Raw genomic sequence first — 15513 nt, 5'->3', positions numbered from 1 at the left:
GCTTAGCGTGGGTTTTTTCCGACTATCTTAACTAGTCATTACGTATGACTTTACAGTATTCATTGTAAAGTCATACGTTTTTTTATTTCTTTAAAGACTATTTAACCATATTAATTTTTTATAGTATGTATAGTAAATAAAGAAGGAGGAATATTTGGAGGTTAAAGACTTCCATATTCAATAGAATAATAGATTTCAAAAAGAGTGATTGTATGAGAGTAATAAAAACTTTACTATTCTATTTAATTATTGTGGTAATTTAGTAGAATATGGCCCTAGTACCTTTATAAAAATAAGAAGGAGTGATTAATTTGAGAACCGATATAGATAATTGGATGCCAATAACTGTTTCGAGAGTATATGAAGTGTTTTCTGAAATTCCAATTAGGTGGGGCATTGCTGGAGGTTGGGCATTAGATTTACATTTAGGCAATAAAAGTAGGCAACATAGTGATATAGATGTAATAGTCATTCGAGAAGACCAACTAGTTGCTTACCAATCTTTAAAGAGAGACTGGACGCTATACAAGGCAAAAGATGGTAAACTTAAGATTTGGGAAGAAGGAGAATTTTTAAAGTCAACAAATGATGTATGGGTTAGTAAAAACAATAATTCTCCTTGGGCGTTTCAAATTATGTTAATTGATAGTGAAGAAAGTTATTGGATCTATAAAAGAGAAAAATCGATTAAAAGAGCAATAAACGAAATGTTTTTAAGAACGCCCGAAGGGATACCTTATTTGAAACCTGAAGTCCAACTTCTCTATAAAGCTGGCTCTTCTCAAGTCAGGGAAAAGGATTATAATGATTTTCAAACAATTCTACCAATACTTTCACTACAAGAAAAAGAATGGCTTAAAGTATCTTTAAAACAACAATTCCCAGAAGGACATGCTTGGATTAAATATTTAAATTAAAATGTTTTTGAGCTAATCGGTTTATTAATTTAACAAGACATTATACTTTATTAAAATCAATATTTACATTGAATACATGTAAATGATGTGGGAACCATTGATATTCCAATGGTTCTCACATCGAAGTTAAGAAAATCGGAAAATGCTGGCGGTACCCCATGCCCATCAAGTTAAAATCTCATACCACCCCCAAAACGAAAATTTTGTGCATTTTGCTCGTATTTATTGTTTTGGGGAATTCGTACTTTTAGCTTGATGGCGATGTAGTGGGCCTCCTATGTCAAAGCATCTTTTATTTATTTTTATAAATATCTATGCATTTCTTTATGAAGTGTTTTCACACGCTCTTTATAGAATATGCCTTTATCCTCTATTTTCAGTTGCGCTATAAACAGATTTGCAAGCATTACCGCAGTATCAAGCTGATAAAATAAGCTGACAATACGAGGAATAGATTCAAAGATACCTTGATTCTTATATCCATCTTTAAATTCATACCAATCAATTTCATTAGTTTCAGCTATCCTCATAAGCTCTAACAGCGGGTGACCAATTAGAGTATTATCCCAATCAACCAACGCCTTAACTTCTCCGTTATACCCAATTAGATTTGCTGGTCGAATGTCCATATGTAATAATTTCCTTACATGATCTGCTTGTTTAAGAATCTCTTCGATTATCGATATATCAGGAAATTTAATATCGCAATGTGTAATTTTATTAAATCCTTCTACTCTTTTTACGAGACGTTCAGCTATGTACTTGCTAGATGGTTTCCTAGTCCTATGTTGGTAATTTAAATCTTCAATTGGCATATTATGGAGCTTATTAACTGCTTCTCCTATTTTGTAAGCTGAAATTGGAATATGATCAGTAGACAGGTAATCTGAAATTAAAAAATCAAGTTCCATAGAAAGGTGCAGTCCGTGAACTTTTGGCACTGGAATGTCTTTAGAATTACAAAACTTAGAAAGCTCCGCTTCCTTTTGCAATGAAATTCGACTATTAAACAACCCTTCATTTATATTTTTCACTTCACGTTCCCAAGGTACTCGAAATGCTAAAGGTCCTTTTTCCGAATCCCCTCGGAACACAATATTTTGTACTCCATTTCCTATTACTTTTAATTCCTGAACAGCCAATTCTTTATATTCTCGATTCAATATAGTTTTTAATTTCGCCCTTAATTCTTCTGTTTTCGAACGTATATTAACCATTTTATCCCCCGATTCGCAAGTTATTTACAACCCGTAATAGCATCTCTGAATAATTTTCCAGATGTATTTCCCTTCATTTCAATACATGTGTTTTTTTATATTTCCAATCGTAATAAAGCTAGCCAATATTAAGATAGAAAATAAAAGCAAAATATTATTCACTCCCATATGAGTTATTAAAATACCAGTCGACAGAGCGGACGATATCTTAACAAATGATGCTAGAATTGTTCTTAAACCTATTACCCTACCAATATATTCTGTTGTAGTATTCAATTGTATTAACGTTTGCACAATAATCAAATGTGACATGGTAAATAGCCCCATTATAAATATACAAATAACGGCCGTTGTTTTATAGTCATTCAAATATAATAAAAAAGAAGAGGTTGCCATACCCATCATCGTAATAAAAATAACTTTATGTTTAAACTTTTTTAAAAAGTAGATAGCGATCAAGCCTGCTATAATTCCTCCTACTGAAAATGCTATCTCAAATATTGAGTAGAGTCCGCTACCTCCTTCAAACTGTTCTGCAAGAGGTAATAATAAAGTTGTTGTCATTTGTATGCTAATGCTATTCAAAATGGATAAAAACAGTAAGTACTTCATTCCTTCTGTTTGATTAATAAAACGCCATCCCGATATTAATTCTGCAAGGTAGGATATTCTTGTGTTTTTTATTTTTTTAGGGTTCATTCTTTTTATGGAAGAAAAGAAAATGGCCGCAACTAAAAATGTTACAGAATTAATAAAGAAACTAGTGGCTAAAGAAAATTTAACTAGAAATAACCCAGATATACCAGTTCCCACTAGTAATGCTGCTTCATTTAATGAAGATGCTTTTGATATAACAAATGGTATATCATGATTACAAAATGCTTCCTTAATAAATGCAGAAGATGTAGGTTTGTAAACGGTGTAGCAAACTGCTAATAAGAATTGCATAATGTAAAAAATAAATACCGATTCAAATTTTATGAAAATAAGTATTGCCATGATTAAAACAAGTACAAATCGAATACTATCTGTTAAAACAACAATATTTTTAGAATCATGATGATCTACATAAACAGACACAAAAGGTGTTAAAATGATACTTGGTATATAATAAATTGCAATCATTAATCCGATAGAAGTTGCTTGTCCTGTTAAATGAAAAATATACCATAGCAAGGCAATTTGTTGAATTCCATCCCCAAATCCGGTAATGCTAACCCCTAATAAATATTTCAATTTATTACTCATAAAATTACCCCTTATATAATAGTTATCTTCATTTTAGGTGCATCACTTCAACAAAGTAAATTACAATTTATTTATCTATATTTATAATTTATTCTTATAAGGTATCTCGCCACTTGCCCGTCAAGCGAAGTTAAAATCATATCCTCAAAATAAAAAAACGCTATGTTTATCGTAAGAAGTTTATGAGAAAGGATGATGTTTTTAATGAACCCTATTATTTCAAATGAACTGAATCTTTTCGCACAAGAGCTACAATACTTTTTATCTCCAGTAGTCATACAAGGTATTGCTAAACAAGTTGGCTTTGTACAACGATCTAGCAAGTATCAAGCAAACGAACTCATTGCCCTTTGCGTATGGCTCAGTCAAGAAATTGCTAGCACATCACTTACACAATTGTGCAGTCAGTTAGAAGCTTCCACTGGGGTACTTATGAGCTCAGAAGGACTGAATCAACGCTTTAATCCAGCAGCTGTCGCATTTCTTCGAGAAGTCTTTACTTCTCTTCTCACACAAAAACTCTGTTCAAATCACTCACTTTCTGCACACGTGATCTCTACTTTCAATCGTATCCGTATTTTAGATGCAACAGTGTTTCAACTGCCTGATCATTTCGCCACTGACTATCAAGGTTCAGGTGGAAGTAGTAATACGGCAGGCGTGAAAATCCAATTGGAATATGATTTACTTAGTGGTCAATTTCTTAACGTGCAGCTTGGACCAGGAAAGAATAATGATAAAACATACGGTACCATCTGTCTTGAAACCGTAGAGGCCGGCGATTTGTGTTTACGTGATCTTGGTTACTTCGATTTAGGAGACTTACAAACTATTCATGATAAAAGGGCTTACTACATCTCGCAGTTGAAGCTGAATACACGGATTTATATCAAGAACCCTGAGCCAGAATACTTCAACAATGGTACGTTAAAAAAGCAAACAGAATACATCCAGCTAGATATGACACAAATGATGTCGGGTCTAATCCCTGGTGAAACGATAGAAATTCCCGAGGCATACATTGGCCAAAATCAGAAACTTCCAGCACGTGTCATTATCCATCGTTTAACCGATGATCAAACGCAAACACGCCTAAAAAACCAAGCGATACGTGAAAAGAAAAAAGGCATTGTCATGAAGGATAAAAGTAAACGTTTGATGGGTATGAATGTATATATCACGAACACGTCTTTAGAAGGAGTACCAACGAACTACGTGCACTCACTGTATTCACTTCGTTGGCAGATTGAAATTTTGTTTAAAACGTGGAAGTCATTTTTTGAAATTGATGAATGTAAAAATATTAAAAGAGAATGCCTAGAGTGCCATTTATATGGACAACTCATCGGCATTCTCCTCTGTTCTTCTACGATGTTTCAAATGCGACAGTTTCTGCTTGAAAAAACAAATCAGGAGCTAAGTGAATACAAAGCGATTTATATGATTAAAGATTACTTTCCGTTACTGTTTCAAGCGATAGCCATTGGCACAGAAGAACTTTTAAAAATTTTGCATCGTCTTTATCTACTGCTCAAAAAGAACGGTCGTAAATGTCATCGGTATAAGAAAATGACCGTCTTTGATATTCTAGGGATTGTGTATAAAACGACGGTGAAGCATAGACAAGCTACCTAGCGAAAAAATCAGATTTTAATAGGCTTCTTTAGTATGCCTACTTTTCTATCCATTGTTAGTTTTGAACCAAGGATCGTTTCATATCTAGTAAATTACTTGGTTAGCTTGATGGGCATGTGGCGGTACCCCTACTATCACACAGGAATTGTTCCTTAGCACTTTCTAAGGCTTTTTCTATCCATATTATTAATTGCATCAAGATTGTAAGCACGTTATAATAGTCACCTAATTACATATAAAGAGGTGCAGGAAATGAATAAGACAGCATTAACAAAAGTAGTAGCAGAAAAAGCAGAACTTACACAAAAAGATGCAGCTGCAGCAATACAAGCTGTATTAGATACAATAACAACTGCGCTAGCAAATGACGAGAAAGTACAGATTCTTGGATTTGGTACATTTGAAGTACGTGAAAGATCTGCACGTACAGGACGTAACCCACAAACAGGTGAAGAAATGCAAATCGCGGCTTCAAAAGCACCTGCTTTTAAGGCTGGAAAAGAATTAAAAGAAGCAGTGAAATAATTACATATAGTGAAAAGGGTTTGATATTCATATCAGACCCTTTTTCAATAGCCTTTTTGCTCATAAAACAAAAAAGTATCATCCAAAATATATATCGGATGATACCCCTTCATTTTTAAACATATTATTTCTAAGTACACATCATACAAAATTTATATAAATAATATAGATTCCCCAAAGAATGTAACCAACTTGTGTTATTATAAACATTGTAAGTTCGAGACCAGTGAGCTTTCTTTCTCTTTTTATTTTTCGCAAATACAGATAAAAACTAAAAGTAGATAAAAACATTAATAATATAGAAGCATTATATATATTTTCTATAATAGTAATAACTGATTAACTCCTCAACTGTAAATTACTTAGTATAGAATAAGCATATCATATGAAAGTTTAACTTACTTCAAATCCACTTTTTTTCAACAAAATATACTTAATATTTTCATATTTAACAACTATACTTGGTTAAAAAGATAAAAGAGTCTCTTTTGTATTAATAGATTCACAAAAGAGATTCTTATTACTAAAATAAGAAACTTTTCTTGAAACACTTTGCACATATATTCTAATTCTTTTTTTATTTCTTCTGCTGAATCAGAAAAGAGACTTTTTTTAGCATCCATTGGCGGCAATCTACTCCGAAAAATTTGTTCCAATTTAGCTAAATAGCATGCTGCAGTAACTAATGAGCCAATCTCGTTCTTTCCTTTAACAAATGATTTAAATTGCTTAATACTCTTATAGGGCTGGTGATTTATAAAATTTCAGCTCGTTTTTTCGTTTTGGAGAACAATTAGTTTCTTAAGTTAATGGGTATGGGCTGAATCCCATAAACTTTCATTGGTAGATAAGTCAAGGACTGTCCCGTAGCAGAAGCAGTTAAGTTTTTTTCTAATTCAAATCCTTCAACTGGTTCGATACAAGAAAACTTTTGTAAGAATACCTCTAATACAATTTTCATTTCTAATCGTGCAAGGGGTGCACCTAAACAAAAATGTGGACCACTTCCGAAAGTTAGGTGCTTTTTATTATTTGAGCGATGAATGTCTATAGAAAAAGGATCGCTATACATGTTTCCATCCATATTAGATGCACTCATCCAAGCAATGACTACGTCACCTTTTTTTAACTCAATCCCTAATAGATTATTATCTTTTTTGACCGTACGATCTCTTCTTGAAATATGAAAGCGATAACGAAGCATTTCTTCAACGGCTTTAGGGACTAGACCTATATCCTTTCTTAGTGTTTCATATAATGACTTGTCATCATAAAGCAATGAATAGAATGTATTGGCTATTGCGTGACTAGTTGTTTCAAGACCTGCCCCTAAAAGTAACATAGTTGTTTGTACAATCTCATTATCCGTAAGTTTTTCCCCATCCACTTCAGCTCGAATCAAATCAGAGATAATATCATCACAAAGATTCGAACGTTTTTGAACTACAATAGGATAAAGATATTCAAAATATTCTTTCGCTGCCTTTTGTTTTTGTTGTTCAAGGTCTTCTAACCTTTCTTTGTCGTATGGTTGGAACAAAATATCAACCCATTCTTTAAACTGACCTTGACCTTGTGCAGGTACGCCAAATAAATCGCCTATTACTAGAGCAGGTAAAGGGGATGCCAAAGCGTCCACAATATTAATCGTAGAATTTTCTTGTATGTTTTCTACAAGCCCCGTTGCAATTTGTTGAATACGGGGTTCCCACTCTTTTAAACTGCGGGGAGTGAAAGCTGCTGCCAATAAGGACCGTACTTTTCGATGGTCAGGAGGATCAAGGAACGTAATCATTGTTATAGGTGAAGTATTTTTTTGATTTTTATTATCACCGACAAAAATACCGCTTCTAGGCCCTTGACTTGAAAAGAATTCATAATTGGTTAACACCTGCTTAACATCTTCATACTTAAACGCATTCCATGTATTCGTTTCCTCGTGAAAATAAACAGAATGATTGTAAAGCATTTCTTTATACCACTTTAAAGGGAAAAATTCTTCAGTACGCGTCTGGAAATTAGGGATTTCTTGAATTGCAATAACCTCTTTTTTCACTGATATTCCTCCTTAAAAATACAAATTGTATAAATCAATCTATAAATAGTCATATTTGGAGTACATCTCATTCCTAGCCAGCATAAGATAGAAGCGATTTACTCCAAATATGATGACTAACAGTTGGTATAAATTTCTTCTTTTTGATTCGCGAATTCAAATGGCTTTAATTTATTTTTAATTTCTCTGTAGTTACCATCTCTGCGGGAATGTTAGATTCTAATTCGGAAGCCTGTTTAACTTTCTTTATAAAGAAGGAAAGTATTAATCCGATGATACCAATTCCAATGATGACAAGGTAGGCGTCATTAATCCCCTGTATAGATGCTTCTGTAACAAGCTCTTTTTGATTCAATCCTTTAGCTGCTGCAGTAGGAATCATGTCCTGCAGATGTGATTTCGTACGGCTCGTCATCACTGTAACGAGAAGCGAAGTACCGATAGCACCGGCAACTTGACGAATCGTATTGCTTATTGCTGTTCCATGTGCATTTAACCGTTGTGGCAATTGATTTAGACCAGCAGTCTGAATCGGCATCATCATTAAGGCCATACCAATGCGACGCCCTGTTGACATGAGAATCAAATAGATATAACTAGTGGAATCCGTCAAGTTGATAAAACCCATTGTTGTAATAATGGTAATTGTCATGCCAGTAATAGCTAACCATTTCGCACCAAAGCGATCGAATAGCTTACCGGTAACTGGCATAAGGAATCCCATTACCAGCGCACCTGGAAGAAGCAGAAGACCAGACTCAATAGCTGTGTAACCACGCATATTTTGGAGGTATAACGGAAGCAACATCATATCTGCATACATAACCATAGTAATTGCGATATTAATGATTGTTGTTAAAGAAAACATATTGTATTTAAATACACGTAAATCAAGCAATGGATTTTGTGATCTTAATTCCTTCCATGAAAAGAGTAAAAGGGCTAAGATACCTACAGTAATCGTACCTACTACCTCTATATCTGACCAGCCAAGGCTTCCGGCCTGGCTGAAACCATAAATTAATGCACCGAAACCAATGGTAGAGAGAATGACGCTTAAGATATTAAATTTTGTCTTGATTCGGTCGGATACATTTCGAAGATAAATGAATCCCAGCGCAATAACAAGGACAGAAAATGGAATCATTCCGTAAAACATCGTTTCCCATTTGTAGTTTTCAATAATGTATCCGGCAATTGTAGGACCAATTGCCGGCGCAAAAATGATGGCAAGCCCCACCATTCCCATAGCTGCTCCTCTCTTTTCGCGAGGGAAGATAGTCAAAATAACATGCGTAAGCAATGGCATAATGATTCCTGCACCGGCTGCCTGAATCATACGTCCGGTTAACAAGATAGGGAATCCTGTTGCTACAGCTGAAACAATGGTTCCAGCTAGAAATATAAGCATGGAAGTTTGAAAGAGTTCACGTGTGGTAAACCGTTGCATTAAATATGCGGTAATAGGAATCAAGACGCCGTTTACTAGCATGTAACCGGTTGTTAACCACTGGGCTGTTGTAGCCGAGATCTTAAATTCAACCATAAGTTCAGGAGTAGCGACACTCATGAGTGTTTGGTTTAATGTTGCAAGAAAAGCACCTAAAATCATAATGAACATAATAGGTCCTTTTTTTATCGAATTTGGGACTGTTTTAGTCTGATTATGCAATTCTTTCATATCCTTTCTAATTTTAACGTAGACTTTTTTTACAAAGTGTTGAATAATTTACACTATATAAATTACATTATTATAGATTATTATGACAACAGACAATTTCTTAATAACTGTCTATTAGTTATCACTTCTTATGCTTTCTGTTAATAAAGTCTAAGATAATAGACAGAACTTAGAATATTGTAAATTTCTAATTAATAGGAAAGGTGATTAGATATGACAAACCATCCAAAGTCCCGTGTAGACCCTCGAATCATTCGTACACGCCAGTTAATAAAAGCGGCTTTAATAGATCTTCTACAAGAGATGGAAATTAGCAAAATAACAGTTAATAAAATTGCAGAACGTGCGACCATTAATCGTGTTACGTTCTATCTCCATTATCGTGATATTCATGACATGTTGGAGAAAATGGCACAGGAAATGGTCGAGGATATTGAGAAGATAATGATAAGCACGGAAAACCTCTCAGATTCCTCTGAGGATATAGAATGGTTAAAACTCGTAGACCTACTTGAGTACATTGCTGACAATGCTAAATTCTATAAAGTAGTTCTTGGCTCTAGGCGAACACCGATTTTTACAGAACGCTTGTTAAATACACTTTCAGACAAAATAACAGAGAAAACAGAAAGTCACCCCTTTCTCGTTACTAAAGACATTCCAAAAGATATTGTTATTTGGTACGGTTCTTCAGCTTTAATTGGAACAATTGTAAAGTGGTTACATAGGGACATGCCGTATACACCACAATTTCTTGCCAAGAAGTTGTATATACTTTTTAAATCGAGTAATAAAGAAGTTTGAGTTAGTGTGGATTTAAAATCACTTACAGAAATCTGGAAGGTACAATCGCCTGGATCTATCGAATGAAAAATTCATTTACGCCATATAAATTTACGTTAAATTCGTGGCGTTTGGCCCCCACAAGATTAGCCAGCACTCATACCCAAAAACAAGGGGAAAATACAATAAAAAAACACTAATCTTATGTAAGATTAGTGTTTTTTTATTGTTGATGACCTTTTTTTATTTAGATACAACAAAACCAATAATACTGATAGTTAAAAATGTATAACCCATTAGTAGTAAATAAAATGGTTCCACAAGAGTACCATCCGCTGCGACTTAGCAAGTCAACTAAAAAAGTGAGTAATCACTCACTAATGTTGATTTAATATTATTTTGAACCGTAGTAAACAATTTTTATTATTTGGGAATATCGATGTATCTATTCAAACCAATATTGTAACGGGGATATTAATAATTTATATATAGTTTTCTTTTCTTTTTATTAATTAATCTAAGTCGTACAACCAACTAAATGTCCGCTTTTTATTATAGTCCGTTTAAAATGCTTATTGCGGGATTTGCTTCCATCGCTACACAGCCCCCAAGATTTGCCCATTCAAATCTTGGCTATGATTACCGAACAGGAATGAATAAATTAGAAATAAAAGTAAGAATATGACCTATTTTTACACGTATCTCGGCTTTATCCCATTAATAGCATAATCTCACGTATTTGAGATAAAGATAATTGTTAGTATGTAAGCTTCAAGTTACGAAAGAGTGGAGAAAGTCTAAAATCTTTAGCAACTTGTTCTATTGTGATTTCACGGTTTACTAGATGCGCGGCGGATTTTTTATACAAAGCTAGGTGCCCCTCAATCACAGGTTCCAGTTCAGGAAGTTTCCTTTTTAAAGCCATACCGAGACTCCTTTGTATGATGTACTGAGATAGTCAGCAGAGGCTGATTGCCCAGCTACAAACGAGTTGTTTATCAAAGATAAATCTGCAGTGCTCTAATCGATTTATTTGTGCATAGGAAAGTAATCTACTCATATAACTATGTGATCATCCTACAACAGGGCGACCACTCACCTCCACATGATTTGTAGTTTTCTGGTATCTCTGTAATTTAGGAATATAAAAAAACGCACAAAGCGAACGAATCCCCTTCCGTTTTGTGCCGTGAACGAAAGGAATGAATATAACTATGAATAAACCCATCCAGATAAATAAATTGAATGCAATAAAAGCGAAATTGAGAAGGTTTATGCTGGCCTATAAATTTGCTTTGGATGAAATGAATACGAAAATAAATATTTTAAAAGAGGAGTTTCAGCATATTCACGATTACAATCCAATCGAACATACAACTTCACGCTTAAAATCTCCCGAAGGTATTTTTAATAAAGTATTAAGAAAAAACATCGAGTTATCTTTTCTAGCAATAAAGGATCAAGTGAAAGATATTGCAGGTATTCGAATTACGTGTTCATTTAGATCGGATATTTACCGTCTGAGTGAGATGCTTTGCAATCAAAAGGATATTGAGGTTATTGAATGTAAGGATTATATAAAAGAGCCAAAATCCAACGGTTATCAAAGCCTACACTTAATCGTGAAAGTACCAGTATATATGTCAGACAGAGAAGAAAGAGTTTATGTAGAGATACAAATCAGGACGATTGCCATGGACTTTTGGGCAAGTTTGGAACACAAAATCTATTATAAATATAACAATACAGTTCCTGAAAGACTCACGTCAGAATTAAAAGAAGCCGCTATAGTTGCGACCGAATTAGATATGAAAATGGAAGCTCTTCATCACGAAGTACGCGAATTAAAATCAAGTGAAGAAGAGGAGCTAACCGAACTTCATCTCGCACAAAATCATTTTAACATTCCAATGCAGCTGATAGAAATGTTGAATAAAGAGATAAGTGAGAATAAGTAAAGGAATAAATACATTCTAGGATTCAATCCGTATATATTGAACACCTATTTTTAACTAGTTGGTTTATTTAACATACGACTGATTCAAAAGAGTTATCCTGACAGATGTTTTATTAAAAAGGCCATTTCATTAATGAAATGGCCTTTTTAATATACCTGTCTTGATGATACGATTCACTCTTTATTGAAACAAATGAGCGTAAATTAAGTCTGCTAACAAATAATAACTGTTGAAATAGATATTTCTTGCTGTTAGGAATAGTGGATGTATCTATCTATTTGTATAGAGGAAGCATATCTTTGCCGCAAACAAAAAGAACCATAACCTTGCCAAAGTGGCAAATTTATGGTTCAAATCACAAATTCCAATAAATTGTTCAGGTAACGCCGCAAATGCCTGCCACTTGACCATTAATCGTCCTTTAGGTATCTTTGAATTCATCATGCTTTATGGCCCCCCAGTAGTGTATTTTGATATCTAGCCGTAGCTGAGTTTGTATATGATATTCCCCTTAGTATACTGTTTTTTCCGAAGCGATCTCTAATTTCATCCATTGCCTTTGTTAGTTTAACTTCTTTTTCACGTTGTACAATGTTATCAAATAATGAAATCTGCTCCTCTCCCTCATTTAGTAAATTTGATAGTGAAATACTAACTGATGGAATTGGCTCACCAGTATACAGTGCGTTTGACACTCCCACGGCTAAAGCCGCAAGTACGATTGAACCGCTACGGTTACAGCAAGTTTTGTGTATCGAGGGTCTTAACGCAACTAACTGATGCGTAAAAACCCTTAAGGTCAACGAAACAAATTTTGCGGTTAGTTAAAAGGGAATAGTCATACATAATTAATACATCCCCTTCGAAAGAACGTTTGTTCTGTGTGCATTATATACGAACTAACGTTCTTTTAAAAGGTGGTTTTTCATTTCAGGATAAATAAATAAATATGAAACACTAGTTAAAAATTCTTTTTTATCGATTGATTGGCAGGAAAATCTGTATATGTTAAAATCTAAATAGAAAATATTACCATCTAATGATTAGACAGCTGTTTTTCATGAGTAAGATTTTAAAGTTCTTAATAAACTAGGAGGCTTAAAAATGAAACTTTTAGGGAAAGTAGCTATTATTGGAGCATTAACTATTGGAGGAAGTGTATTTTCCTATACTGTTGGAAGCATTACCCCTGCTTCTGCTGAATCTCAATTTATACAGAAAGCATCACCGGTTTTCGATGACTGGCAATGGCAAAACTATTTTTTACTCCATCATAATGCAGACTTTCTACAAGAATTAGCTGTTGGTGATTTGAAGCATGGAGATACTTTTGACATTACAATTTATACAGGTGGTAAAGATACAGGAATTGTAAAGATATATCGATTAAGTGAAGATGAGAATGGAGTAGTAAATATGCAAAGATATAAAACAATTTATGATACTGGTACTGAGCATAATTATGGTAGATTTGTAACACCTATTACATCAGTTTATAAGCCAGGATCATATGTAGCTGTTATGAAACTTGGAGAAAATTATTATTATGGTGGCAGCTTTAAAATTAAAAAATAATGAATGTTAATTTCACTAATGATAATATTTTTGTTATGATCAATGTATAATAAAAACATAACTCATGTAATAGTCTAAGCGGTATACTTAACCAACGGCCGCTTAGGTAATGAGTTATACCCCTTGGAAAAGGTACCTTGCAGCAGGGGTACCTTTTCTTTTATTTTCAGTGGTAAATTAGTTTAAATAGAAGCTATATAGTTAAAAAGTGTAATGATTAAATTGTAATTGAAGTGAAGTATGTATCCCATATGAAATTTTTAAATATTAGAAAGAAAATCATTTGAGAGATAGCTGGTATACCAATAATAGTTAAACATTGTACCCAATTATAATTATACGTAGAAAGATGGAGTAATCCAAATGAGCTTCCAGACAATATTAAAGAAGCTGTAATTGAAGTAATGGGGCTTATTATGAAGGAGCGTATGATCTTGTGCCAAAAGAACAATATAGATACAAACATAATGTTCTCACCAATTAATTGAATTGCAATCCCAGGCGCTTTGTGAAGCGTATTAGTAATCCCTTCATTCCCAATGGGATTAGATGTTCCTTTGAATGTTGTAAAAGATATTAGTACGGCTAAAAATAGCAACATAATAACATAAATAATGAAAGCACTAAAGAATGAAATTTTTAACTGCTGGAAAGTGATTTTTTTAGAAAGCAAAAATCTTCGATCCCACATTATAAATAGGAAAACTAATGAAATAGGAAAAGAAAAATAAACTGCTTTAATTATGTATTGCATCAGTATATCTAATTCTTTTATATAATTAAGCGTAAATGAAGGGAAAGGTATGTAAACTGTAGTAATACAAAATATGATAAGTATTAGAAACTGCAGATACGTTTTAGTTTGCACTAAGCAATCTAAATATGTGTTGGCAGCACTTAAGGACTGCTTAAACTCTTTAAAAACTGCGTTCATAACACTCCTCCATTTGTATAAAAGTAAATACATTTAATCCATACTCTAATATGCCATTCTTCCCTAATTTTAATAAATGTAATCTCATCTCTACACACGTTATAAAATTTCGCATACCGTATTTATTAATTATATTTAAAGTATAGTGAACAAGGGGATATCTATTCCAAAAGAAAAAGCATCCCTCTGGATGCTTCATTTATTATATATATCAATTAAATACTACTTCATCATGATGATATGCGGGATATTTCTAAATGATAAATCAAGAACTATTTCTTCATTCTCTCTTCAACCCAACTAATAAAACTAGTACTTAGTTGCTGTTGTTGCAACCAGTCTTGTAGCTTTCTATATTCACACCAATATGTTTCCCGGTTCTCTTTTAGGGGTAGCACCACATCGCTATCAAGCTAAGCTTATGCAAAGTCAATTTTAGGCGAGATTGTTTCTTTTTCAAAAGGGCAAGTTTAGGTGATTGAAAGATTTGCATACGAAATAAACCCTAACGGGTTTCACTTTTTTGAATTAAGCGGCTTGATTATCAGACATAGTACAATTGTAAACGACACCTAATATATCAAAGACCGTTTTTTTCTCATATCGATGAGATTTCCGCCCGTTTTGCTGTAGGAGATTGAACAGGCGAAGTAACACCTTTGATAGCTCTTGGGTGTTTTTTTGTATAGTTTGGAATAGAAGAAGAAAATAGTCTTTAATCATATATATGGCTTTATACTCACTAAGCTCTCGTTTTTTCTTCATGAGGAGCAATTGGCGCATTTGAAACATGATAGAAGAACAGAGTAGAATGGCAATCAATTGACCATATAAATGGCACTCCAATCGTTCTGGTTTTATCTTTTTACAATGATGAATTTGAAAGAATGACTTCCACGTTTTAAATAAAATTTCGATTTGCCAACGCAAAGAATACCAGTCATGTACCTGTCCCATCGGGACAATATCTGTAGGGGTGTTTGT

12 protein-coding genes and 3 pseudogenes are annotated in these 15513 nt (G+C 33.6%); 6 read left to right on the top strand and 9 right to left on the bottom strand.

What is annotated here, in order from left to right; translation table 11 throughout:
* Positions 1-311 precede the first annotated feature (311 nt).
* Positions 312-917, top strand: a complete 606-nt coding sequence (locus ABH957_RS27605) for a nucleotidyltransferase domain-containing protein (protein WP_404512689.1) — start codon at positions 312-314, stop codon at positions 915-917.
* A gap of 302 nt (positions 918-1219) precedes the next feature.
* On the opposite strand, the gene ABH957_RS27600 is transcribed toward ABH957_RS27605, so the two are convergent.
* Entirely contained in the window at positions 1220-2134 is a 915-nt protein-coding gene (locus ABH957_RS27600) for a phosphotransferase family protein (RefSeq protein WP_404512687.1), read from the bottom strand.
* Between the two features lie 78 nt (positions 2135-2212).
* Positions 2213-3382 (bottom strand): MFS transporter, encoded by a 1170-nt coding sequence (locus tag ABH957_RS27595; RefSeq protein WP_404512685.1) that lies wholly within the window; start codon positions 3380-3382, stop codon positions 2213-2215.
* Positions 3383-3586: 204 nt separating this feature from the next.
* On the opposite strand from ABH957_RS27595, the gene ABH957_RS27590 reads away from it, so the two are divergent.
* Both ABH957_RS27590 and ABH957_RS27585 read left to right on the top strand, forming a co-directional pair.
* On the top strand, positions 3587-5017 hold the full coding sequence (locus ABH957_RS27590) for an IS4 family transposase (protein WP_404512683.1): 1431 nt from the start codon (positions 3587-3589) through the stop codon (positions 5015-5017).
* 252 nt (positions 5018-5269) lie between these two features.
* On the top strand, positions 5270-5542 hold the full coding sequence (locus ABH957_RS27585) for an HU family DNA-binding protein (RefSeq protein WP_404512681.1): 273 nt from the start codon (positions 5270-5272) through the stop codon (positions 5540-5542).
* A 793-nt stretch (positions 5543-6335) separates the two neighbouring features.
* Here the strand turns inward: ABH957_RS27585 and ABH957_RS27580 are convergent.
* Together ABH957_RS27580 and ABH957_RS27575 are read right to left on the bottom strand one after the other, a co-directional pair.
* A complete protein-coding gene (locus tag ABH957_RS27580; RefSeq protein WP_404512679.1) occupies positions 6336-7598 on the bottom strand; it encodes a cytochrome P450 in 1263 nt (420 codons plus the stop codon).
* Positions 7599-7764: 166 nt separating this feature from the next.
* Positions 7765-9279 carry a DHA2 family efflux MFS transporter permease subunit gene (locus ABH957_RS27575; RefSeq protein ID WP_404512677.1) on the bottom strand — a complete coding sequence of 505 codons (1515 nt, stop codon included), beginning with the start codon at positions 9277-9279 and terminating at the stop codon, positions 7765-7767.
* Between the two features lie 213 nt (positions 9280-9492).
* Between ABH957_RS27575 and ABH957_RS27570 the strand changes: the two genes are divergently transcribed.
* The gene (locus tag ABH957_RS27570; protein ID WP_404512675.1) at positions 9493-10083 is read left to right on the top strand and encodes a TetR/AcrR family transcriptional regulator; all 591 of its coding nucleotides are present in this window, start codon (positions 9493-9495) and stop codon (positions 10081-10083) included.
* Positions 10084-10305: 222 nt separating this feature from the next.
* Here ABH957_RS27570 and ABH957_RS27565 read toward each other — a convergent pair.
* A pseudogene (locus ABH957_RS27565) lies at positions 10306-10392 on the bottom strand (DUF3955 domain-containing protein); the annotation flags it as partial.
* Positions 10393-11336: 944 nt separating this feature from the next.
* On the opposite strand from ABH957_RS27565, the gene ABH957_RS27560 reads away from it, so the two are divergent.
* Positions 11337-12020, top strand: coding sequence for a GTP pyrophosphokinase (locus ABH957_RS27560; RefSeq protein WP_404512719.1), 684 nt, complete (start codon positions 11337-11339; stop codon positions 12018-12020).
* Positions 12021-12290: 270 nt separating this feature from the next.
* On the opposite strand, the gene ABH957_RS27555 is transcribed toward ABH957_RS27560, so the two are convergent.
* A complete protein-coding gene (locus ABH957_RS27555) occupies positions 12291-12464 on the bottom strand; it encodes a hypothetical protein (protein WP_404512673.1) in 174 nt (57 codons plus the stop codon).
* A pseudogene (locus tag ABH957_RS27550) lies at positions 12461-12700 on the bottom strand (Y-family DNA polymerase); the annotation flags it as partial. The gene ABH957_RS27555 and the pseudogene ABH957_RS27550, both read right to left, overlap by 4 nt.
* Positions 12701-13124: 424 nt before the next feature.
* On the opposite strand from ABH957_RS27550, the gene ABH957_RS27545 reads away from it, so the two are divergent.
* On the top strand, positions 13125-13595 hold the full coding sequence (locus ABH957_RS27545; protein ID WP_404512671.1) for a DUF5065 family protein: 471 nt from the start codon (positions 13125-13127) through the stop codon (positions 13593-13595).
* 182 nt (positions 13596-13777) lie between these two features.
* On the opposite strand, the pseudogene ABH957_RS27540 reads toward ABH957_RS27545, so the two are convergent.
* Positions 13778-14529: pseudogene (locus tag ABH957_RS27540) on the bottom strand (hypothetical protein).
* A gap of 528 nt (positions 14530-15057) precedes the next feature.
* Positions 15058-15513 (bottom strand): transposase (locus tag ABH957_RS27535; RefSeq protein ID WP_404512669.1); only part of this gene is annotated, 456 nt, incomplete at its 5' end.

The organism is Bacillus sp. RC242, assembly GCF_044908245.1.
Lineage (GTDB): Bacteria > Bacillota > Bacilli > Bacillales > Bacillaceae_G > Bacillus_A > Bacillus_A mycoides.
Note: the sequence above shows the minus strand (reverse complement) of the source record. Positions and strands in the feature narration are given on the sequence as shown.

Excerpts from the sequence above, each read along its gene's own strand:
- ABH957_RS27595 (WP_404512685.1), bottom strand. The coding sequence starts at position 3,382 with ATGAGTAATAAATTGAAATATTTATTAGGGGTTAGCATTACCGGATTT.
- ABH957_RS27545 (WP_404512671.1), top strand. The coding sequence starts at position 13,125 with ATGAAACTTTTAGGGAAAGTAGCTATTATTGGAGCATTAACTATTGGA.
- ABH957_RS27575 (WP_404512677.1), bottom strand. The coding sequence starts at position 9,279 with ATGAAAGAATTGCATAATCAGACTAAAACAGTCCCAAATTCGATAAAA.
- ABH957_RS27570 (WP_404512675.1), top strand. The coding sequence starts at position 9,493 with ATGACAAACCATCCAAAGTCCCGTGTAGACCCTCGAATCATTCGTACA.
- ABH957_RS27590 (WP_404512683.1), top strand. The coding sequence starts at position 3,587 with ATGAACCCTATTATTTCAAATGAACTGAATCTTTTCGCACAAGAGCTA.
- ABH957_RS27600 (WP_404512687.1), bottom strand. The coding sequence starts at position 2,134 with ATGGTTAATATACGTTCGAAAACAGAAGAATTAAGGGCGAAATTAAAA.
- ABH957_RS27585 (WP_404512681.1), top strand. The coding sequence starts at position 5,270 with ATGAATAAGACAGCATTAACAAAAGTAGTAGCAGAAAAAGCAGAACTT.
- ABH957_RS27560 (WP_404512719.1), top strand. The coding sequence starts at position 11,337 with ATGCTGGCCTATAAATTTGCTTTGGATGAAATGAATACGAAAATAAAT.
- ABH957_RS27555 (WP_404512673.1), bottom strand. The coding sequence starts at position 12,464 with ATGATGAATTCAAAGATACCTAAAGGACGATTAATGGTCAAGTGGCAG.